This is a genomic window from Paraburkholderia madseniana, from assembly GCF_009690905.1.
Classification (GTDB): domain Bacteria; phylum Pseudomonadota; class Gammaproteobacteria; order Burkholderiales; family Burkholderiaceae; genus Paraburkholderia; species Paraburkholderia madseniana.
The window spans coordinates 1-20,357 of sequence record NZ_VOSW01000072.1 but is presented as its reverse complement, the minus strand read 5'-3'; the positions used below and the strand labels follow the sequence as shown (position 1 = coordinate 20,357).

The window sequence follows — 20,357 nt, the reverse complement described above, 5'->3', positions numbered from 1 at the left end:
TTATGTTAATGGTCGGCTTCACGGAGCATGCCCATTATCTCGTTCCTGTGCTTGTCGGATTGTTCGCGTGGCATCCTAGTCCACTCCTGATTGTCATGGCTATCCTGGCGATGCCGCAACTCAAGCGCGCATGGCATTACGATCCGGCTAGTCCGGAGAACGTTCGATACTATGGCATTGCGCCGTCGGTGAAACTCACTTATGCGTTTTACTATCTGGCGCTTTTGGCGTTTCTCGCGATGATGACGTTTGGCATCCACGACATGCTTGAACCGTTGCGTGGCGGTACGCGCTGATTTGCGTTTTGGCTTTGTCCGGCGGCTCATCGGCCATTTCCGACATTGGGGCAGGTCGGGTTCTACGTCAGCAATGTGGCGGATTGCTGACAGTGGCAGCATCGAGCAGTCGAATGGCAGCTTCCTGCATCAGCGAACTCACACTTCCGACCCCTTGCCGTCATTCGGGCCACCGCGAGAGCAACGGCTGTTTCCAAGGTCCAACGGACATTCGCTCGCGCGGGTCGACTGCCGTCGAACGGCATTTCCTGCCGTTCGATGGCCAACCGTGATAGATCCGCCGGAAGCCTCTTACCTGTCGCTCACGACACCATCGCAGCAGATGGCGGGTAGCGGCTAGGGCAAACGCCACTGATCGTGCCATCGCGGCACGCCTTCTGAAAATACAACGCCCGGGCGTCTGCTTTATAGGAGGCCCGGGGCGTTTTTAATTGGCTCAAGTTATTGTGCAATGCGTTTGAAACTGGCGTAGTAATCGTCGGTGTAGTAGCAGTCGCCGGTCTGCCTACGCGGTCCACCACATACGATGCGGCGCTGCCCGCGATCCGCCGAGCCAGGCGTGCGAACTGTGTATGCGTGGTAATAGCCGCGCGGATGCTGCGGCAGCAATACCGCGCTGTTACGGAACAAGACACCGTCCTCGCCAAAAGGGAAAGGGCCGCCCGCTTTGATCAGACGCAGTGTTTCGGCTGCTTCCCCCGGCAACTGCGCCTTAGTGACGGCGGCCGGCGCGCTCCGCTCCTGCGCGCCCGATGCGGCGGGTGTGTCGCTCGCGGCCTGCCCAAGCTGAACCGGTGCGTGACTCGCGGATGCGCCCGGTTCCTGAGTAGCGTTTCGCGATCCGTCCTTGCCGCATCCGCCGAGGATAGCGCTCAAGGCGAGGATGCAGGAGAAAGCCCACGCTCGCTTCACGATACGGTCGTCTCCGGGTTGACTAACATTCGACGATCACGAACGATTTAAGGGTATCGCTAACGGCAGAGCGAATCAATGTTCGGCGGACATAGGAATTTTTTACTCGACAACCAGGCCGATGCGCGGTTCTCGGCGTTCGAGAAATAGGCGGATCAAGCAGATTGCGGTGAGAATCGTTTTATCGTCGAACTGGTGGACTGGTAAACTCGGCCAGGCAAGATCAGCCCGCCGTTTACACCCCCGCATAGGCCCGTTCGACGACGGCAAATGTCGCATCGCGCAGCTTGCGAGCCCGCTCGACGGCGCTCGCCGTTTTTGCCCAGCGCTCCATCGGCACTTCGATGCTGATCGGCAAATCGTCGGGCAGCGCCCGCAGGATGCCCGCCAGATCGAGACCGCCCTCCCCGGGAATCAAACGCTCGCAACGCGCCTGATACAGCAGCGTGTTGAGATCGGTGGGACGTTCGGCGGGCGCGTCGCAGAACTGCAGGTATCCGAAATACTCGCGCGGCAACGCGCGCAGTTCGTCAATTGACGACGCTGCCCGGTCGAAGTGGATGGGATCGATGATCAGCCCTGTGTTGCGCCGCCGCGTTGCCTTCACGATGCGCGCGCCCTGCGTGATGTTCTTTACGTCGGTCCACGGCATCGGTTCGAGCGATGGAGAAAGGCCGAGCGGCTCGGCGAGATCGCAGAGTTGCGCAAGGCGCTCGGCGGTACGAGCCTCATCCGGGTCGTTGCCAGCCACCAGCACGTAGCGCGCACCAAGTTCGGCGGCGGTGTCGAGCGTGGGTTTGTACGCGGTCACATTGGTATCGGGCTTGAGCCGCAGGATCTCGACGTCGAGCACGCGCACGCCGGTGTCTTTCAGGCGCGCCAGCGTCTCGCGTTTGAGCGGGGTATCGCCGACGAGCTCGTACCGCACTTCGTGATCGGTCGCCGGGAGCAGCCGCAGGCCGACGAAATCGTAGCCGGCCCGGGCTGCGCACTCGACCATCTGCGGCGGGCTCAGTTCGAGTATGGTCAGCGCCGACAGCGAGAGCGCGCGCGAAGATTGCTGTGTCATGTCGTCTCGTTCCATTCGTTCGATGAAGGACCTGGTGCCGCATCGATTGTGTCGTCAGGCTCCTTGAGCTTGGGCAGCCATGCGTGCCGGCGCGTTGATCGCGCCGTACGCATCGTATGCATTCACGCGCTGCGTGACCTCAAAGAACAGCCCGCCGTCCAAACACTCCGTGTAGATATGGAAATAGTCGCCGGCCGCGGACCGGTCGAACAGCACGCCCGCGCTTCGCAAGCGCGCCAGCAGATCGTCATCGAGGTCGACGCGCGTGATCAGATCGTCGTAGTAGTTTCCCGAGATCGGCACGAAGCGCGCGCCGCTGGCCGTCAGGCGCGCCACTGCGTCGAAGATGTCATCGGTACTCAAGGCTATGTGATGAACCGCCACGCCTCCTCCGGCGCTCACCGTGCGGGCCGTGCGCGTGCGCTGGCTCAGCGAGACGTTGAGCACCAGCCGCACGCTGCGATCTGCGTTGGCTACGCCGCGGCTGCGTACCAGGCCAAACGGATCGGCGAGTTCGAGGCTCTCCCCGGGCTCCAGGCCGAGCACCGCGCGCACAAACAGGATCCACGTGTCGAGTTGATCGACGGCGAGCCCGAGCGCAACGTGATCGATACGTTTCAGGCCGGCTCCAGCGGCGGACCTGCCAGGCTCGTCCTCCAGCACGAAATCCGCCTCGTACAGACCATTTGGTCCGAGCGCGGACGACACGAAGCTGATCAGCATCCCCCCGGGCGAAACTATCGCCGGAACCCGCTGCTCATGCGGCCCCAAAGGACCATCGTAGCGCTGGGAGTGCATCGCGGTGGCGCGGCCGACCGCGCTTGCCGGATCGGCGGTGCGCATGGCGAGCGCACACACAGACAGCCCGTGGGCCTCGAAGCGGCGGCGTGCGAAGGAGTCCGGCTGTGCGTTGACAATCAGATTGATGTCGCCCTGCCGGTACAGCACGACGGCCTTCGAGCGATGGGTGCCGGCACGCCGAAAGCCGAACTGCCGCAGCAGTACGTCAAAAGCTTCGGCTGAAGATTCATCCGCGGCGAACTCGATATACGACAGTCCCATGATGTCGGGCACCGGGGGTGGACTGTACAGCTCGACGCGTTGCAGCACGCTCGCGCGCCGGTCCGTGAAGCGTGCGTTGCTCTGCGCCGGCTCCTGCAGACGTTGGCGCACCTGGCTCTCCAGATACAACAGCGAGCGCATCGCATCGACCGCAGTGCGCCGATTGGGCGTCTCGCGAAATACGTCGTTGAAAATCTCGAGCGACAAGGGTCCGGTATAGCCCGCCAGCAGCACCTGCTCGAGGAAATTCGTCATGTCGAACTGTCCCTGGCCGGGAAACGACCGGTGGTGCCTCGCCCATTGCAGCACATCCATCGACAGTAGCGGCGCGTCGGCCATCTGCAGGTAGAAGATCTTCTCCCCCGGAATGTCGGCGATGCCCGACGGGTCATCGTTGAGCGACAGTGTGTGAAAGCTGTCGAGTATCAACCCAAGGTGCGGATGATCAGCGCGCCGGACGATCTCCCACGCCTGCCCATACAGCTTGGTCACACGCCCCCACGCGAGCGCTTCGAAGCCGACCCTGAGGTTGCGCATCGCCGCGCGCCCGGCAAGTTCGTGCAGTTGCGCGGCTGCCAGCGCCGGATCGTCGATGACGAGCAGCGACGTATTCGAGCAGCACAGCATGACCGGCGCATCCAGTTCCTGCATCAGGTCGAACTTGCGCTCGGCACGCTCCAGGCTGCGCCGAAACTGCGCTTCGGGCATTCCTTCGAAATCGCGAAACGGCTGATACAGGTCGATGGTCAGCCCAAGGTCGGCCGCCATGACGCGCAAGTCCCGGGCTGTGCCCTTGAAGTTGATGAAGTCGTTCTCGAACAGTTCGATACCGTCGAAGCGCGCGGCCGCAATGGCCTCCAGCTTCTCGGGCAGCGTCCCGCTGAGCGACACGGTCGCGATGGTTCGGCGCATGACTTGTTCCTCGGCTTACGTTACCGCCGCCCTCCATGGGGCATCGTTGCCCGACGTCGCGCGTGCCATTGAGGCGGACCGCCCGCTGGGCCGGGCGCTCGCGCATCGCGTCGGGTTATCGAGCCGGCAGACCCAGCATTTCGCGCGCTTTGGCTGCGCTCGCCACCGGCCGGCCATATTCGCCGCACAACGACGCCACTCGCGTGACCAGTTGCGCATTGCTCTTCGCGAGCGTTTCCTTGTCCCAGCGCACGTTGTCTTCCAGACCCGTGCGGCAGTGCCCGCCCATCTGCAACGTCCAGTGGTTCACCTCGAGCTGGTGCCGCCCGATGCCAGCCGCGGTCCATGTTGCATCCGGCAACAACGCCTTGAGTTGCTGGACCTCGAACTCAAGAATCTCTCGACGTGCCGGGAGTGCGTTCTTCACGCCCATCACGAACTGAACATGCACCGGGGATTTCAGCAGCTCTTGTTGCACGAGGTCCACCGTGCTGTACAGCATCGCCAGATCGAAGATCTCGATTTCCGGTTTGACATCGTAGTCGAGCATCATCTTCGCGAGCGAGCGCACGAAGTCCGGCGGATTTTCATAGACGGTAGTCGGAAAATTGACCGAACCCGTCGCGAGCGATGCCATGTCCGGGCGCAGATCGAGCATCGCGCCACGCTGCTCGAATGAGCGACCGCGGCCGCCTGTCGAAAACTGAATGATGATGTCGGGGCAGTGCTTGCGGATGCCGTCCTGAAGCGCGGCGAAACTCGACCGGTCGGAACTGGAGTTTTCCTGTTCGTCGCGCACGTGCAGATGAACGAGCGATGCACCGGCTTCGTACGCTTCATGGGTGCTTTCAATCTGCTCTGAGATTGTGATCGGCACGGCCGGATTGTCCTTCTTGCGCGGCACTGAGCCTGTGATGGCTACGGAGATAATGCATGGTTGACTCATGGCTAACACTCCAGGATATCGGTCCAACCTGTCTCGCGCATGTCGCGAGCAATCATGACAGCGTGCTCGGGAAACTGTCCGCGCAGCATGCCACTACCAAGTCTAGTTCAACCCGGACGCGCTGACGTCCGGGTACTCTTAAGCGACCGCGGTGTGCGCCATTCGGCGGCGCAGCCGCATGTTTTTTCTCCTCCACTGGCTAGAACGCGACCGCGATGCTGTGATGTCGGGCAGCGAAATCAGACCGGCGTCGTGTCGAAGATCGATCCGCTTTTCGCAGCTTCAGTGATGGCTTCGGTAATGCGCAGGTTCCGCAGACCGTCCCGTGCGCTGACGATCGGTTCGGTTTCCCCTCGCACGACGCGGCCGAAGTGTTCGATCTGACGCGCGAGCGGATCCTCGCGCGTCATCTCGGCGACGCTGACTTCGAACGGCTTCCACCACGAGCGGTCTTGCGCGCGGGCGTACGTCTTCATGCGCATCGTCGGCACCGACAGCGAACCGAAGGTGCCGGCAATGACATAACAGTCTTCGTCGAGATAGGTCGCATAAGCCTTGTTCTCCTGCGAGGTCTGCTCCCAGCTGCGCGCGCAAGCGGCTGTGTCGGACAGCATGAAGCTCCCCAGTGCGCCATTGGCGAAGCGCAGGTTGATCGCAACGGTGTCTTCCACCGGGAAGCCACGCGTGGCGTGCGACGACAACGCCTGCACCGCGACGATGTCGCCGCACAGCATGCGAAGGTTGTGCACCTCGTGAATCATGTTGATCAGGATCGGGCCGCCGCCGGGTTCCCGGCGCCATGGCGCCTCGGCGTAGTACTCGTCGGCTTTGAAAAATGCCGCGGCACCCATCACGGCAACGAGTTTTCCGAGCCGGCCCTCATCGATCATTTCCTTCGCGCGCGCCATGATCGGGCTGTGCGCCCGATGATGGCCGATCAGGATCTTCGCCCCCGCCCGGTCGGCCTGCTCCACCAGCACCTCGGCTTGCTCAACGCTTGGCGCGATCGGCTTCTCGAGCAGCATGGGCACTCCCGCCTCGATGCACTTCAGTGCGTGCTCGACATGCAACTTGTTAGGCGTCGCGAGAATCACGCCATCGGGGCGGTTCTTTTCAAGCATTTCGTCCAGTGACCGGTAAAGCGGCACACCAGCCTTGGCCGCGACTGCCTCTGCAGCAGGACCCGGGTCCACAACGGCCGATAGCATGCAGGTCGGACTCCGCTGTGTCACGCCCATATGGGCGAGGCCGATGTAACCGGCGCCGGCCACGGCAATTCGTGTCTTGTTCATTGATATGCACCCCTCGGGTAACGGACAGAGCGCTGCCAGCCGATGCCGCACGTCATCTGTGCGGCGACTCCCGCTCGCTGACCCGGGCGGCACAGCGAGCGCTGTCAGAGGCAACGGTCCCGCGATAGAGCCGGATGCGAGACCCCGCAACCGGCACGGTCTCGCTGACGCTGGCGCCCACACGGATACTCAGGCAGCCTTCGCCGCGGCAAGGGTTTGCTTGCGCATCAGGTTGTAGTCCAGCTTGTCGACTGGAACTGCGCCACGTTCACCGAGATCGTTCAGGTGAATCCGGTACGTCTCCCGGACCATCCAGGCCGCGAACGCCGAGATTATCGTTATGCCGAAGGTGATTGCCCCGATCGTGAGGGGAATGTCGGTTGATCCGGGCGGCGCCACGGTGGCGAAGAGTGCGGGTAGCAATGCAGTGATCGTGGTGCCGATGTTCTGGGCAATGGCCATTGCCGAGACACGGGCGCGTGTCGGGAAAAGTTCGGGATAAAAGCTCGGGAAAATCGCGTTGTAGCCCTGGTAGACGATGCCCCACATAAGCATTGACATAACGATTGCCAGCGCCACGCTGTGAATGCTGATCGCGTAGAGGTAGCCGAACGACAGCAACCCTGAACCGAGCGCACCACCGATGATCAGCGGCCGCCGGCCGATTTTGTCCGACAGATTGCCGAAAATTGGAATAACAATCACCGCCACGATATTGCCTATCACGGGGATCCACAGGTAGACACTCTTGTGAAAGCCGACCCCGTATGACGGCTGGACCGCGTAGGCCGCGCCGAAAATCGTGGTGACCACCGGGATGACATTCATCAGCGCCAGGGCGACGACGGCAAGCATCTCCCTCCAGCAATGCGTGAAGGCTTCGATGATCGGCGATTTTCGGACTTCACCCTGCTCCTCCTCCGTGGCAAAAGCGGGCGTCTCGTGAACTTCGCGACGAATGATGTAGCCCGCAAACAGCACGACGACACTCAGCAGGAAGGGGATGCGCCAACCCCACGAGTTAAACGCGTCTTCAGGCATGTAATGTGCGAGCGGCAGGAATACCGCCGCGGCAAGGATCTGTCCGGCCTGCACGCCCTGCAGCGTAAAGCTGGCGTAGTAGCCGCGCCGCCCGAATGGCGCGTGCTCGAGAATCATCGAACTGGCGCCGGAGATCTCCCCAGCCACCGCGAAACCCTGGATGAGACGCAGGATGACGAGCAGCACTGGGGCGAGCAGGCCGACCTGGTGGTACGTCGGAAGAAGGCCGACGGCCATCGTCGAAAAGCCCATGAGGAACATGCACAGGAGCAGCACCGTTTTTCGGCCATGGGTGTCGCCCCAGTGCCCGAGTACGAAGGCGCCGATCGGCCGCGCGACATATCCAACCCCATAGGTTGCCAGCGACGCGACAATGGCGATCTTGGGGTTCCCTGAGGGGAAGAACAACTGGGGGAAAATCAGGGACGCCGCTGTCGCATAGATAAAGAAGTCGTAGTACTCCAGCGCCGAGCCGATCCAGCCGCTGGCGGTCGCCTTTTTGGTCTGATGTGCGCCGTGCGGTTCATGTTCCGTGATGCTAGCCATTTGAGTCTCCAATATTAGTAATTGATTGAAGTCGGCGTGCGCCCTGCACGTCAGCGGTCAAGAAGGCTGGAAGCCGCGCCTCGTGAGCGCGATCGCCATACCTCTGACGATTCACCGATGCTTCCGGTGACGAGCGCTACCCGCGCAGGCGAATCTGAAGTGTTCATGATGTGCATCCGGCAGACTCATGAGACGGGCGTGGCCGTTTCAAGAGAGCCGCGTGAGCGTCTAAGTTTGCGCCGCTGCGATCGCGCGAACGGTATGTTTGAAAAGTACGCGACGGACCGATAGGGGACAACATCAATCGGCAAAAAGTGGGCGCTATTCGCGCATCACGCGCGACTTTCGCCCGAAAATCGGGTTTCTACGGAGCTCGGCGATGCACGACAAAGACCGGATCGAGGGCACGGCGAAAGCGCTGGCGATCAGCAGGTATTTAACCGCGGCTATGCGTTCTCTGAGCAATAGCTCGAAACGGGCATGCGAGGGATATCAGTACCGCTAAGGGATCGCAACGGTTGTGCGGTCGCAGCAATCAGCTTGAGCAGCCTATAGGACCAGAACCGGGAGACGCACTGCGTCGAATGTGACCGCTACGAGTATTTGATTTGCGAAACCGCGTATAACTCGTCCGGTGTGGCAGTGCCAAAGCCGAAAAATTCGAGGTACGCAGGAATCATTTCAAACAGCATGTCGGTGCCGACCTGCACGCTGCATCCTTTATCCTTCGCCGCCAGCAACAACGGCGTGTATTCCGCCTTCATGACCACTTCGCCCACAAACGTGGTCGGTGCGATGCGGTCGATGTCGAATGGCAATGGATCGTCGTCCTTCATGCCGAGCGGCGTGGCATTGACAATCAGGTCGTAGCCCGCCGGATCTTTTGATCCAGTGGTGACGACCAGTTGCGGGTAATACGTGCGCAACCGCTCGCCGAGCGCACCGGCCGCGGCGTCGCTGGCATCGAACAGCGCCAGTCCCGCCAAACCTGCCGCAGCCAATGACGCGGCGATGGCCGAGCCGACGCCACCGCTGCCCAATACGAGCGCGCGTGCCCCCTCGAGCAGGCAGCCCTTGCGTTCGACGCCGCGCACAAAGCCGGCGCCGTCGAACTGATCGCCCAGCAGGGTTCCGTCAGGCCGCTTGAGAATCGCGTTGCATGCGCCCGCAATGCGCGCGGTCGGCGTCACTTCGTCAACCAGGCCGACGGTGGTGACTTTGTGCGGCATGGTGACTAGCGCGCCGCGGATATTGGTGAGCCGGAACAGTGAAGCCAGAAAGGTCGGGTAATCGTCTGGCTTCACGCCCATCGGCATGACGACTGCGTCGATGCCGTTTTTCTCGAACCACGGGTTATAGATCATGGGCGCCTTGAACGCCTCGGTGGGATACCCAAGATGCGCGATAAGGGTAGTTCTTCCGCTGATCATTGCAGCACTCCCGAAAAGATTCCAGAACCAGGCCGGGATTTCGGCGCGTCGACCATCACTAACAATCAATATATATGACAGCGGACCAACTAGGGCGGCCGCGCGACGGACGTGCTGCTTACGACGCATCGTAAAAGAGTGTGGTCGGGTATGCGGTCGTTTCTGTAGCCTTGGCAACGCTGAGTTCGGGATCGAACAGCGAATTAGCGATGCGCAAATTCAGCGCCTTGATGAATGCATCCACGGTATCGCGCCGCTCCCCCTGATTGACGAAAACCAGATTCAATCCTGGGTATCTTGCCTGGGCGCTTGCAAGTACCGGCATCTCGGCCTGGCAAGGTGCGCACCACGTTGCCCAGAGATTGATGACGAGCGGTTTTCCGTCACGCGGAGCAAGAGCCTGCATGGTTCCCGCTTCGTTGATACCAGGTCAAATGGGAAAGAAGCAGGTGCGATGTTCATGCTGTGGAATCCTTCGGCTTTTATGGAGCAACGACGCCAGGATACGACATGGATCCGAGCCTTTACGACGCCGCAGCGCGCGGCGACAAAGAGGCGAGAAGCAGGGTAAAGCAGGCTGCCAACAGGGCGATATCCTTCAGCAGAAACTGCTCCAGCAAGGTCGAGATGATCGGGAAACCGGTCGGGCTTATTTGAGTGATACCCGGCGTGCTGAGAACAAAGGACGTCGTCAGGAGGAAGGTGGCGCTCGCCATCGCTGCTCCTAAGGCGGACACCGCTGGAATCATCGATCCGATGATCAGAGCGGCCGCGGTCGTCAGTTCGATCGTCCCCACAATCCGGGCTTCACCTCTTACGCCGAACACGCCCAGCCAACTCATCAACGGGCTGTGTGAGATTAACGGCGCGATGGCGTCGGCCGCATAGGGCGTGAATTTCTGTATCCCGAACCAGATGAAGATGGCCACCATCGACCACCGCAAAAATGCCAGATGCAGATAAGTCCCGCTGCTCTTTTCTGCCACTCGGAAATGAATGTTCATGATCTTTCACACTGCCTCTGTAGAAGTTGCGATGGTTTTGTCCTGGCGCGTGCCGGAAGCCAGAACGCCTTCGGCATTCAGCACCGCCTTGAGTACTTCGGGCGACAGCGCGCCTAGCGCAACGAACAGGTTCGGGATGCTGCCTGCGGCCTTCTTGACCTGGGCATAGACTTCGGCAGTCGCGCCAGTGGCGGACTCAACTGCGGGTACGGTGATTCGGCTCATGGTGTTACTCCTTCATCAGGTGGGTAGGAGTCTTCACTTTAAGCCGAGGGAATGATATTTTTAAGCCTAAAAAATCGCAATAAAATGCTCATTCGTATCATTTCTTTCAGTTGGCCGGGCAACGCGGACATCGCGTTCATCGCGTCTAATCAGGCTTTTCGTCACCCGGAACCGACGTAGCGGACCACGCCGCCTGCACTTCTGCAATCAGTGCTGCCGAGCGTCCTTCGTAACGCGGCGAAAAGTGGAACGGTACAACCCCCCGGGCGCCGATCCGGCGCGCAATCAGACCCGCCTGGCGGGCCGTCAGGTGATTCTTGCGCAGGGCATGGGTCTTGTCCTCGTCAAGAAATACGCTCTCGATAAAAAGCAGGTCCACGTCGTGCATCAACTCCGACAGGGTCTCTACGTTCGGTTCCGTATAGCGCAAGTCTGTTATGTAGCCAATGCGCCGCCCGGGAACGACGTCGAGGATCAGGTGACGCAGTTCGCCGACCTGTCGGGTCATCGCGTGGTCGCCATGCCGATCGCGCCACTGAACCTGAATGGGCGTCTCGTCGGGGACGCCGGTCAGCACCGCATGTTTCAGTTCGCGCAGCCACGCACCCGTCGACACCCCCAGCGCCGCGAGCCGGTCCTTCGCGACGATGACGCGGGCCTTCTCCTCGAGCACGTACGCAAGGCACGGGATGTCATGATCGACAAATCGGCCACGCACGCGAAAGGTTGTTTCGTTGTGCACCACGTCGTCAGATCGTTCAAAGGATGAGCCGGCTTCGCGGACGAACCGTCTCCGGCTTGAAAAGAGTGCGCGCTGCCCGCCACCGTCCACTCCGATTTCGCGCGCGTCGATCACCAGCTCGACCTCGTAACGATGCACTACGTTCCAGGTATAGGCGCTCAGCTTGTGTTCGATTTGTGCAAGAAAGTTGGGTCCGCCAAACATCACGATGCCAGCCTTGCGCCCGAGCATCACGCGCAAAAGACGATCGAAGCCGGAAAAATGGTCCATGTGCGTATGGGTAACGAACACATGTGACAAACGCATCAGGTGGCGGGGCAGCAGCGTGGAGATATCGCCAAGATCGAAAAGGAGGGCACGCCGTTCATCGCAAAAGTCCACATATAGACCTGGGTCGCCAAACGCGTCATTGACAAGCGTTGGTTTGAAGAGGGCATGCATGAATCTGCCAGGGCGGAGTACGAATGGCTGTTGTGGATGAACGCAGTATGGATATTCTTCGTGCTATGGCAAAAATCAGAACCGTCCGGAGCGTCAGTCCGGGGTCGTAAAGACCGTCAATACGCCGGTGTAGCCGTAAAGGTGATTCCTTGCAATCTCGCCGCCGGCGAAGAATCCCACCAGCGGTACCTCGCCTAGGGCATTTCGCACGGTCTGCAACTCCGCATGCCGCGCTCCGAAGTGCGGCCCACCCCGTCCCGAGCAACTGACATACAGGGCGCCCGACATGTGCCCCGCCGTGCCGCTTTCCAGTTCCGCGCGGATTTCCGTTGCAATGCGCACCAGATCGACCCGCGCAGCCTCGGGGTTGCGCGTGCAAAAGGCCAGATGCATGCCGGGCTCGACCCGATCCGCAATCGCCAGGACCCGGTGCTGGGTATCCACGCCCACCAGGTGCCGCACGAGTGTATCCGCGCCGAACTTTCCAGGCCATTTCGGCACGTCCTCGGCGCCGGTGCTCAAGCCGGCCAGGGTGGTAGACAGCGCCTGCGACAACACATCGATTGGCAGATCCCGGTCGAGTCCAAGATCTTGCAACACGCAATTGAGTGCGGGCTTGCCGTCCAGCGTGCCCACCAGATTGTGTTGGGCCTGGGTGATGGTGCGCACCGGCCCGATGGGCTGGCAGCCCTGCGTCACGCGTGAGATCAGACCGACCTCGGGGCCGAAGAGCACGCCGGACATTCCCCCGGTGAACACTCCATCCGCCATGTGCAGCGGACGGTTTCGCGCCGAGGACAGGCCGCCGAAGAGATAACCCGTGGTCGTGCGGGCGCTCAGTTCGTGCAGCAATTCTTGCACGTCCGGCGTGCTGCCCTCGGCATGGACGAGCGCGGTATGGGCCACGAACCCGGAGGATGTCGCAGGCAGGGGCTGCAAACCGGAGAATAGCCGGAACGATTCACGTGGCAGCGCCGCGAGCATCAGCACCAGGGCCGGTTCGTCGATGTATTCGATGCCGCTGGCGGCCACACCGACACCGACCGTACCGACCCAGGCGACGCCTGGCTGACCCCGGTGCAGTTCGTCGAGGATCGCCTCGGACGCGGGTGCGTAATAGTCGCTCACGTAACACCAGCCGAGCGTGAACGGAGCGGATTCGTCAAGCTGCGCCGCACGGGCCGCAATTTGGGTTTGAATTTGCCTCTGGCACTCGGCGAGAGCCACCCGCCAATCGGCGTGGGCGGCGTGAGCGTGGACAAACGAAGCGCGGGACATGGCCCAACCCTGTCGAAGACAACAATAAGTTGGACCTCCGCTGGCAAGGCATGTTCAGCCGGCCGTTGAGAAACCCGAGATCAGACCGGCCGCCAGGGCTTGCGGTTCATGAGTACAACTCGTGATGTCCGGAACGTCGTGGACGTTGCATCGTGGCGAGCAGCCCGAACAATTGAGCGGTGCGGCGTGTAACTTCGCGCACCGGGCGAGATCGGTGGCCGTTATGATAGCCATGTGGCCCCCGGCAAATGAATACGTATTTCACGTATTTTCGTCAAGGCCGGTACCAATCGCATCGGCGACACCTGCAATGAAATCAGGGTCGGACTGACAGACCCACTGCATGAGACCTCAAAAAATTTGTCAAGATGTTATGTCACCCGGGCATGCGGCTTGCCTGAGCTTTTTGAGAACGTTAAAACCACGCCTCATTAACTGACATGTGGTCTATGGTGCTATCACTCCGCTATTTGGGAGTTTTGGGAATCTGCGCTTTGTTCGCGGCTTGCGGACAGATTGCGCCCGAACATGCTGCGTGCAGAGTTGATTCCTGTCGCATGCGACACGAGATGTTGCAATCCGGCGAGGCGTCATGGTATTCGGCAACGTTCCAGGGGCATCTGACCGCAAATGGAGAACGCTATGATGGCGGCGCATTAACGGCTGCCCATCGAACATTGCCGCTCGGCAGCTATGTGCGCGTCAGTTCGTTGGCAACAGGAAAGTCGGTTGTCGTGCGTATCAACGATCGCGGACCATACATCAAACACCGAATTATCGATCTCTCTTATGCCGCGGCGAAGACCTTGGGTTTGACAGACGCACGGTCGATGCAAGTACGGATTGAACGAGTAGAGAGCACGGCGAACACACAGACGGAGTCGGACGGCGGCGGAATCTTGACGACGGGAAACGGCAGTCGGTAGAAAACACGCGGGGCGTCAACGGCGTTGTGGTTCCGGGTCGTTAAAAGAGCACCCCAGCGACTTCGCCACCAACAGTAATCGTGGCTGAACAGGACACGCGAGCATCGGGGTGTACTATCGTATTCGCAGGATCATCCTGCGCGCGGCATTGGGTACGTCGTCAATAGCGGTCAATAAACCGCGATTGGGCCCTTGGGGAACAGCATGAGGGGCTTGCTTGTGGCATGGGTATGCGCGTGTGTGCTGTCGGTTGCCGCGGCGCAGGGTCTGGCGACTGCCCCCGTGCCCGGGACCACGGTCGGCGCGAAGGACTACCTGGCCGGAGCGAAGCGAGTCGTCGATGCTGCGGCGCAACCCGCTGCACCTTGGAACGGGCCTCGCAACGGGCCGCGCGCCCAACTCGGGAAACGCGTCGCCATCGTCGCCGAGGATTTGCGCAACGGCGGCATCGTCGGCGTAGTCGACGGCGTGCTGGAAGCGGCCAAGGTCATCGGCTGGAGCGTAAAGATATTCGACTCCGGCGGCACGCCGGACCTGCGGCTGAAGATGCTTGCGAATGCGCTGGCAAGTCGTCCAGACGGTCTGATCATCGTCGGTGGCGACGCACGCGCGCTGCTGCCCGGGCTGCGGCCGTTTGCCGAGCGGAGCATTCCGATCGTCGGCTGGCATGTCGCGGCCCAGGCCGGACCGGTGCCTGGCACGCCCGTGGCGATGAACGTGGCGACGGATCCGCTCGAGGTCGCGCGCGTGACCTCGCTGGCAGCCATCGTACAGTCCGGCGGGCATGCGGCAGTCGTCATCTTCACCGACTCCAATTTCCGAATTGCGCAAGGCAAGGCAGATGAAATGGCTGCCGTTGTGCGCGCGTGCAGCGGCTGCACCTTGCTCGAAGTGCGCGACGTGGCGATCTCGCGCAGCCATGAACTGATGCCGGGCACGACACGCGCCTTGCTCGCGCGGTATGGCAAGCGGTGGACGTATGCACTGGCCGTCAACGACATCTACTTCGACTACGCCGCCCCGGTGCTGACCCAGGCCGAAATGCCGAACACCGCCATGGCCATGCTGTCGGCTGGCGACGGCAGCGAGTCCGCCTTCCTGCGTATCCAGACGGGCAGCTTCCAGACGGCCACCGTGGCCGAACCCGTGAATCTGCACGGCTGGCAGTTGGTCGACGAGATGAACCGGCTCTTCGCCAGGGAAGGCGTCACGGACTACGTGTTTCCGGTGCATCTCGTGACGGCGGACAACATCGCCGCGGACGGCGGCAATCGTCTGCTCTACGACCCGGCCAACGGCTATCGCGACGTCTATCGCCGCATCTGGCAACGCCCGTGAAACTTCCACTCCCACGATCGCTCACCGCGCAGTTCACGCTCGCGGTTTCGTGCCTGGCCGCCCTGGTAATCGCGGTCAGTGCCACGACCCTCTACTCGTTGGCCGGCTCGGTCCACGCGATCCGCCAGTTGGCCGAAGAGCGGCTGGCCCGCCAGGAGGACGCACAGGACCTGGCGCAGCGCACGCTGATGATCGAACGCCTGGCATTGCAGTTGTCCAGTGACGATACGGTGGACGCTGTGCGCGAGACGCATCGGCATGTCATCGAACAGCTGGCATCCTTCGACCGCCTGGTGGACCGCCTCGCCTCCGCGACCACGAGCGACAACGTCGGTGTCGACGCGCTGGCGATGCATCGATCGAGCCAGCGCTTCCGCAACACGGTCAACATCGAGGCGCAGGTGCGCGAGACTGCGCTGGGCACCGGAGCCGCGCCGCGGTCCGGCGCGTCATTGGCCAGCCTGGACGACGATCTGCGCCGCCAGGCTGACGCTCTGGCCGCCGCGGCGCGCCAGCAGTTGGGTTATTTCACGCGCGACTACCGGAAAGCGGTTCAGGATCTGGCCGAAGACCTGGACCGCACGCGCAACTGGGTGGGGGGCGAAGTTGCGGTGAGCCTGCTGCTTGCCTGGCTGATCGCCCGGCCATTCCTCGGTCGCCACGTCGTGGCGCGGCTGCGCCGGGTCAGCCACTTCCTGCGGCAAGGTGACGTCGACGGCGTGCAAGCCGGTGTCCCCGTTCACGGCCGCGATGAGATTGCCGATATGGCGCGCGCAGTCGAGCAGTTCCTCGAAGACCGGCGCCAGCGCAGGCAAGCCGAGGATGCGCTGAAGGAACTCAACGCCGAACTCGAGGCACGCGTGACACAGCGCACGGCCGAACTCAGCACGGCGCTTGCGGGCCAGACGGCCGAGATCGCCGAACGGCAGCACGCCGAAGAGGCTGCGCGAGCGAGCGAGCACTTCCTGGACAGCATCATCGAGAACATCCCCGACATGATCTTCGTCAAGGATGCGGCGACGCTGCGCTTCGTGCGTTTTAACAAGGCGGGAGAGCAACTGCTCGGCTACCGGCGCGAGGAACTCATCGGCAAGTCCGTCCACGAGCTGTTTCCGGCGCAGGAGGCAGATTTCTTCGCACTGAAGGATCGTGACGTGCTGGAGTCGCAGCAGATGGTCGACGTGCCAGAGGAGCCGGTTCACACACGTCACGGGCCGCGCCTGGTGCACACAATGAAGATCCCGATCGTCGACGTGCGCGGCGAGCCGCAGTTCCTGCTCGGCATCTCACGCGACATCACAGAGCAGAAGCGTGCCGAAGAGGAACTGCGGCGCTATCGCGAGCACCTCGAAGATATGATCCGCGAGCGAACGGCTGAACTGGCCGTCGCCAAGGAACACGCCGATGCGGCCAATCAAGCCAAGAGTGACTTTCTTGCGCACATGAGCCACGAGTTGCGCACGCCGTTGAACGGAATTCTAGGGTACGCGCAGATCCTGAAGCGCGATAAGCGCCTCGATCAACGCCAGGTCGATGGGGTCACGGTGATCCAGCGCAGCAGCGAACATCTGCTTGCGATCATCAACGACATCCTGGACATGGCCAAAATCGAGGCCGGAAGGGCGGAGCTCAACCTATCCGACATTTCGCTTGACCGGTTCATCTACTTCATCGCCGAGACGATTCGGGTGAAGGCAACGGAAAAGGGCTTGGCCTTCGCGTGCGAGATGGCACCCGATCTGCCCGCGGGCGTGCGGGTCGACGAAAAACGGCTGCGCCAGGTGCTGCTCAACCTGCTCTCCAACGCAATCAAATTTACCGAAGAGGGGAGTGTGTGTCTGCGCGTCGGTTATCTGCCGCCTGCGCGGCTGCGTTTCGAAGTGCAGGACACCGGCATTGGCATAGACGAAGCGCGTCTGGAGGCGATCTTCCAGCCTTTCGAGCAAGTGGGCGATGCTCGGCACCGAGTTGGTGGCACGGGGCTGGGCCTGGCCATCAGCCGGCAGCTTGTGCGTTTGATGGGTGGCGAGTTCCGCGTCGAGAGCCGCCGCGGTGCAGGCAGCGCCTTCTCGTTCGAGCTGAACGTCCCGGTGGTGGCGCCTCAGGCAGTTGTCGTCCCGTCCGAATGGGCGGTAAGCGGCTATAAGGGGCCGCGCAAGACCATTCTCGTCGTGGATGACGTAGCGGCAAACCGTGCTGTGGCAGTCGATATGCTCGGCCAGCTCGGATTCGACGTGGTGGAGGCCGTCAACGGATTTGAAGCATTGGAGAAAGCCAAAGCGCTACGGCCGGCGCTCATCCTGATGGATGTCCTCATGCCTGGGATGGACGGGCTCGAAGCAACGCGGCGCTTTCGCGAAATGCCGGAGTTCGGGGATCTGCCCATCGTTGCGGTTTCCGCCGGCGCCTCGGGGAGTGATGCGGCGAAAAGCCTGGCGGCCGGTGCAAACGCCTTTCTGTCAAAACCGGTTGACCTCAGTCGGCTGTTGTCACAGGTCGCGGCCCTCCTGAATATCGAGTGGAGCGACGAAGTTCCGCAGACGCAAGCCGCCGGAGCGGGCCGAACGGCTGTACGCGCCGCCGATCCCTCCGTGGGAAGCTTGATCGTGCCGCCGCCGGGGGAAATCGAAGCGCTACACCACCTGGCGCGACTGGGCGACATGCGTGCCATCGTGCAACATGCCACGCACCTGACCGAGCTTGACGAGCGCTATCGTCCTTTCGCCGACCACCTTTGCCAGCTAGCGAAGGATTACCGATCCAAAGCAATCCTCAGCTTCGTCGAGCAATATCTGGAAAGGAGGCAAGCACCATGATTGGCACCGACGTCTGAGCGTCCGAGCCGCAAGACGGGCGAATGAGGCTTCGTGGCCGGCTGGTGCCTGATGAGAGTGGACAGCGTCGGCAGCGGATGCATTCTTAATGCGGTCCTTCCGGAAGGACTATGCTTTGCGCTATGAACAATCACCATACAGTCACATTTTCGACCTATTACGTTTCCCTACCAGCCATTCATTTTTAGTCGACGTGCAGGAGGTGTCTTAATGACGAACGCCCGCCCCGCCCTCAAACCCCGTACACTGGTCGCCGCTGTGATGCTCGCTGTTGCCGGCGGCTCGAGTGCGCAGGCGCAAACGTCGCAAGCGACTGCGCCCCCCGATGCTTCGCACGTGAGCCAGCAGCAGCCGCTAAGTGGCGTCGATCCGGACAACGTTGCAGACGGGTCGGAGCCAGCGGAGGATCCTCCGAACCTCGCATCTGCGGCTGTTAGTGCCGCGACACGCGCACTGACACCTGGCGCCGCCCTCGCCCCATCCTTCACCGCGACCGACTGGCCCACGTTCGGCATGAACGCGCAGCGGACCGGAAATAACCCGGTGGAGACGGTGTTGACGACGTCCACCGTGGCGAGTTTGCACACTCACTGGACGAAGGATCTGGGCGGCCCCATCCTGACCCAGCCGACGCTGGCGGCGGGCGTGAACATCAACGGCACGCTGACTGATGTCGTCTATGCCGCGACCCTCCAGGGGAGCATGTTTGCGCTTAACGCTTCCACCGGTGCCGTCATCTGGCAACAAAAGGTCACGCCCGCGCATACCACCTGCGCCGACTTCAACATGTCAGGTGGCAACATCGGGTACATCGGGACGCCCGCCATCGACCGTACCCGGAACCGGCTGTACATCGTGAGTGGGGACGGGTTTCTACATGCGTATGACCTGGCAACCGGCGCCGACCTTCCGGCATTGCACGTCTTGATCCCGGATAAGGCCGATGTGTCAAGGACCTTTGTCTTCGGCGGCCCGACGCTTAGCGGCACGTCGCTATACGTCACGACGGCCAGTGCCTGCGATTTCACGCCGTACCATGGAAAAGGCGTGCAACTCTCGGTTACCAACGGGGCGATCCTGCAGCAATGGTACCCGGACGGTGCAACCGGACCGAATGGCGGTGGTATCTGGGGGTTTGGGGGCGTCTCGGTCGTGCGTGGCGGGTCAGCGGTGTACGCCCTGACGGGCAACGCGTTCGCCAGTCCGCAAAATACCGCGTTTGCAGAACACGTCGTCAAGCTCACCAGCAGCCTCGCTGTGACTGCGTCAAACGCACCGATGCCGCCGGCTACCAAAGACGCCGACTTCGGTGCGACGGCACCGCTGTTCCAGCCGCGTAGTTGCCCAACGATGCTGGCAGCGTTCCAGAAGACCGGCGAACTGTTCCTCTATAACCAGGCCACCATCCCGTCCGGCCCCGTTCAGACACTGGATATCAGTCAGCCCAGGGATGCCGGAACCAACATCGGTCTGCCTGCATTTGATCCGGTACTGAAACAGCTATACATCGGGTCGCCCTCCGATTCGCCGACCGGCTTCAACAAGCACGGGCTTCTCGCGCTGGCCTTCAACAGCACGTGTACCGTCAGCCTTGCCTGGCAGCAACCGGTCGGAAAAAACACGATTTCCGACAATCCGTCCATCCCTCCCATCGTCGCCAACGGGGTGGTGTACTACGCCGACGGCATCGCCAGCCAGGTGTATGCGGTGAACGCAAAAAGCGGACAGATACTCTGGAGCACCGATAACCTTCCGGTCGCTGAGCGGCCCGCGGGCGGCGTCCTAACGTCGCCCACAGTCGTGAACGGGCAGCTTTTCGTGGCGGGCCTCGACCACATACTGCGTGCCTTCGGTCTGTAGCACACGGCATCGAATAACCCTTAACGCACCCCGTCGGTCGGTCAAAACTGTTGCAATAGCGCTCGCCAGCATCGGACCATACCGGACCGGCGAGCTGCGTGTACGATAGGACCAGTTGACTTATGAGTCTCAGGAGACACCATGAAAGCGGTGTGCCCGCTGCACGGGCCAACGACCATCATCCGCACGAACGCGCACGGGTT

General features: G+C 61.7%; 17 protein-coding genes. 5 read left to right on the top strand and 12 right to left on the bottom strand.

The window, feature by feature from the left end:
- The first annotated feature begins 8 nt into the window (after positions 1-8).
- The gene (locus tag FSO04_RS30980) at positions 9-296 is read left to right on the top strand and encodes a hypothetical protein (RefSeq protein WP_154565420.1); all 288 of its coding nucleotides are present in this window, start codon (positions 9-11) and stop codon (positions 294-296) included.
- Between the two features lie 441 nt (positions 297-737).
- On the opposite strand, the gene FSO04_RS30975 is transcribed toward FSO04_RS30980, so the two are convergent.
- The 12 genes from FSO04_RS30975 to FSO04_RS30920 all read right to left on the bottom strand — a co-directional run bounded on the left by FSO04_RS30975 (position 738) and on the right by FSO04_RS30920 (position 13,196).
- Positions 738-1,208: a ribonuclease gene (locus tag FSO04_RS30975; protein ID WP_168435907.1), complete on the bottom strand. Its 471-nt coding sequence runs from the start codon at positions 1,206-1,208 to the stop codon at positions 738-740.
- A 235-nt stretch (positions 1,209-1,443) separates the two neighbouring features.
- The gene (locus FSO04_RS30970) at positions 1,444-2,277 is read right to left on the bottom strand and encodes a sugar phosphate isomerase/epimerase family protein (RefSeq protein ID WP_154565419.1); all 834 of its coding nucleotides are present in this window, start codon (positions 2,275-2,277) and stop codon (positions 1,444-1,446) included.
- Positions 2,278-2,331: 54 nt separating this feature from the next.
- Positions 2,332-4,251 carry a bifunctional sugar phosphate isomerase/epimerase/4-hydroxyphenylpyruvate dioxygenase family protein gene (locus FSO04_RS30965; RefSeq protein ID WP_154565418.1) on the bottom strand — a complete coding sequence of 640 codons (1,920 nt, stop codon included), beginning with the start codon at positions 4,249-4,251 and terminating at the stop codon, positions 2,332-2,334.
- 115 nt (positions 4,252-4,366) lie between these two features.
- The gene (locus tag FSO04_RS30960) at positions 4,367-5,197 is read right to left on the bottom strand and encodes a 3-oxoadipate:acetyl-CoA acetyltransferase (RefSeq protein WP_154565417.1); all 831 of its coding nucleotides are present in this window, start codon (positions 5,195-5,197) and stop codon (positions 4,367-4,369) included.
- Positions 5,198-5,436: 239 nt separating this feature from the next.
- The gene (locus FSO04_RS30955) at positions 5,437-6,489 is read right to left on the bottom strand and encodes a Gfo/Idh/MocA family protein (protein WP_154565416.1); all 1,053 of its coding nucleotides are present in this window, start codon (positions 6,487-6,489) and stop codon (positions 5,437-5,439) included.
- Positions 6,490-6,678: 189 nt separating this feature from the next.
- Complete coding sequence (locus tag FSO04_RS30950) at positions 6,679-8,076, bottom strand: MFS transporter (RefSeq protein WP_154565415.1); 1,398 nt, start codon at positions 8,074-8,076, stop codon at positions 6,679-6,681.
- Positions 8,077-8,669: 593 nt separating this feature from the next.
- Positions 8,670-9,506, bottom strand: coding sequence for a shikimate dehydrogenase family protein (locus FSO04_RS30945; protein ID WP_154565414.1), 837 nt, complete (start codon positions 9,504-9,506; stop codon positions 8,670-8,672).
- A 118-nt stretch (positions 9,507-9,624) separates the two neighbouring features.
- Entirely contained in the window at positions 9,625-9,912 is a 288-nt protein-coding gene (locus FSO04_RS30940) for a TlpA family protein disulfide reductase (protein WP_154565413.1), read from the bottom strand.
- A 118-nt stretch (positions 9,913-10,030) separates the two neighbouring features.
- Positions 10,031-10,510, bottom strand: a complete 480-nt coding sequence (locus FSO04_RS30935) for a DUF417 family protein (protein WP_154565412.1) — start codon at positions 10,508-10,510, stop codon at positions 10,031-10,033.
- A gap of 6 nt (positions 10,511-10,516) precedes the next feature.
- Positions 10,517-10,735 carry a hypothetical protein gene (locus FSO04_RS30930; RefSeq protein ID WP_174825323.1) on the bottom strand — a complete coding sequence of 73 codons (219 nt, stop codon included), beginning with the start codon at positions 10,733-10,735 and terminating at the stop codon, positions 10,517-10,519.
- A 145-nt stretch (positions 10,736-10,880) separates the two neighbouring features.
- Positions 10,881-11,918, bottom strand: coding sequence for a ribonuclease Z (locus FSO04_RS30925; protein WP_154565411.1), 1,038 nt, complete (start codon positions 11,916-11,918; stop codon positions 10,881-10,883).
- A gap of 93 nt (positions 11,919-12,011) precedes the next feature.
- Positions 12,012-13,196 carry an FIST signal transduction protein gene (locus FSO04_RS30920; protein WP_154565410.1) on the bottom strand — a complete coding sequence of 395 codons (1,185 nt, stop codon included), beginning with the start codon at positions 13,194-13,196 and terminating at the stop codon, positions 12,012-12,014.
- A 569-nt stretch (positions 13,197-13,765) separates the two neighbouring features.
- On the opposite strand from FSO04_RS30920, the gene FSO04_RS30915 reads away from it, so the two are divergent.
- The 4 genes from FSO04_RS30915 (at position 13,766) to FSO04_RS30900 (ending at position 20,154) form a co-directional block, all read left to right on the top strand.
- Positions 13,766-14,122, top strand: coding sequence for a septal ring lytic transglycosylase RlpA family protein (locus FSO04_RS30915; protein ID WP_154565409.1), 357 nt, complete (start codon positions 13,766-13,768; stop codon positions 14,120-14,122).
- A 204-nt stretch (positions 14,123-14,326) separates the two neighbouring features.
- Positions 14,327-15,460 carry a substrate-binding domain-containing protein gene (locus tag FSO04_RS30910; RefSeq protein ID WP_154565408.1) on the top strand — a complete coding sequence of 378 codons (1,134 nt, stop codon included), beginning with the start codon at positions 14,327-14,329 and terminating at the stop codon, positions 15,458-15,460.
- Complete coding sequence (locus tag FSO04_RS30905; protein ID WP_168435906.1) at positions 15,457-18,276, top strand: ATP-binding protein; 2,820 nt, start codon at positions 15,457-15,459, stop codon at positions 18,274-18,276. Before FSO04_RS30910 ends, FSO04_RS30905 begins: the two co-directional genes overlap by 4 nt.
- Before the next feature lie 228 nt (positions 18,277-18,504).
- Positions 18,505-20,154, top strand: a complete 1,650-nt coding sequence (locus FSO04_RS30900; RefSeq protein WP_154565407.1) for an outer membrane protein assembly factor BamB family protein — start codon at positions 18,505-18,507, stop codon at positions 20,152-20,154.
- Positions 20,155-20,357: the final 203 nt, after the last annotated feature.

What these genes read in the sequence shown, in the direction of transcription:
- FSO04_RS30980 (WP_154565420.1), top strand. Translation starts at nt 9, where the DNA reads ATGGTCGGCTTCACGGAGCATGCCCATTATCTCGTTCCTGTGCTTGTC.
- FSO04_RS30970 (WP_154565419.1), bottom strand. Translation starts at nt 2,277, where the DNA reads ATGACACAGCAATCTTCGCGCGCGCTCTCGCTGTCGGCGCTGACCATA.
- FSO04_RS30965 (WP_154565418.1), bottom strand. Translation starts at nt 4,251, where the DNA reads ATGCGCCGAACCATCGCGACCGTGTCGCTCAGCGGGACGCTGCCCGAG.
- FSO04_RS30960 (WP_154565417.1), bottom strand. Translation starts at nt 5,197, where the DNA reads ATGAGTCAACCATGCATTATCTCCGTAGCCATCACAGGCTCAGTGCCG.
- FSO04_RS30955 (WP_154565416.1), bottom strand. Translation starts at nt 6,489, where the DNA reads ATGAACAAGACACGAATTGCCGTGGCCGGCGCCGGTTACATCGGCCTC.
- FSO04_RS30950 (WP_154565415.1), bottom strand. Translation starts at nt 8,076, where the DNA reads ATGGCTAGCATCACGGAACATGAACCGCACGGCGCACATCAGACCAAA.
- FSO04_RS30945 (WP_154565414.1), bottom strand. Translation starts at nt 9,506, where the DNA reads ATGATCAGCGGAAGAACTACCCTTATCGCGCATCTTGGGTATCCCACC.
- FSO04_RS30940 (WP_154565413.1), bottom strand. Translation starts at nt 9,912, where the DNA reads ATGCAGGCTCTTGCTCCGCGTGACGGAAAACCGCTCGTCATCAATCTC.
- FSO04_RS30935 (WP_154565412.1), bottom strand. Translation starts at nt 10,510, where the DNA reads ATGAACATTCATTTCCGAGTGGCAGAAAAGAGCAGCGGGACTTATCTG.
- FSO04_RS30930 (WP_174825323.1), bottom strand. Translation starts at nt 10,735, where the DNA reads ATGAGCCGAATCACCGTACCCGCAGTTGAGTCCGCCACTGGCGCGACT.
- FSO04_RS30925 (WP_154565411.1), bottom strand. Translation starts at nt 11,918, where the DNA reads ATGCATGCCCTCTTCAAACCAACGCTTGTCAATGACGCGTTTGGCGAC.
- FSO04_RS30920 (WP_154565410.1), bottom strand. Translation starts at nt 13,196, where the DNA reads ATGTCCCGCGCTTCGTTTGTCCACGCTCACGCCGCCCACGCCGATTGG.
- FSO04_RS30915 (WP_154565409.1), top strand. Translation starts at nt 13,766, where the DNA reads ATGTTGCAATCCGGCGAGGCGTCATGGTATTCGGCAACGTTCCAGGGG.
- FSO04_RS30910 (WP_154565408.1), top strand. Translation starts at nt 14,327, where the DNA reads ATGAGGGGCTTGCTTGTGGCATGGGTATGCGCGTGTGTGCTGTCGGTT.
- FSO04_RS30900 (WP_154565407.1), top strand. Translation starts at nt 18,505, where the DNA reads ATGACGAACGCCCGCCCCGCCCTCAAACCCCGTACACTGGTCGCCGCT.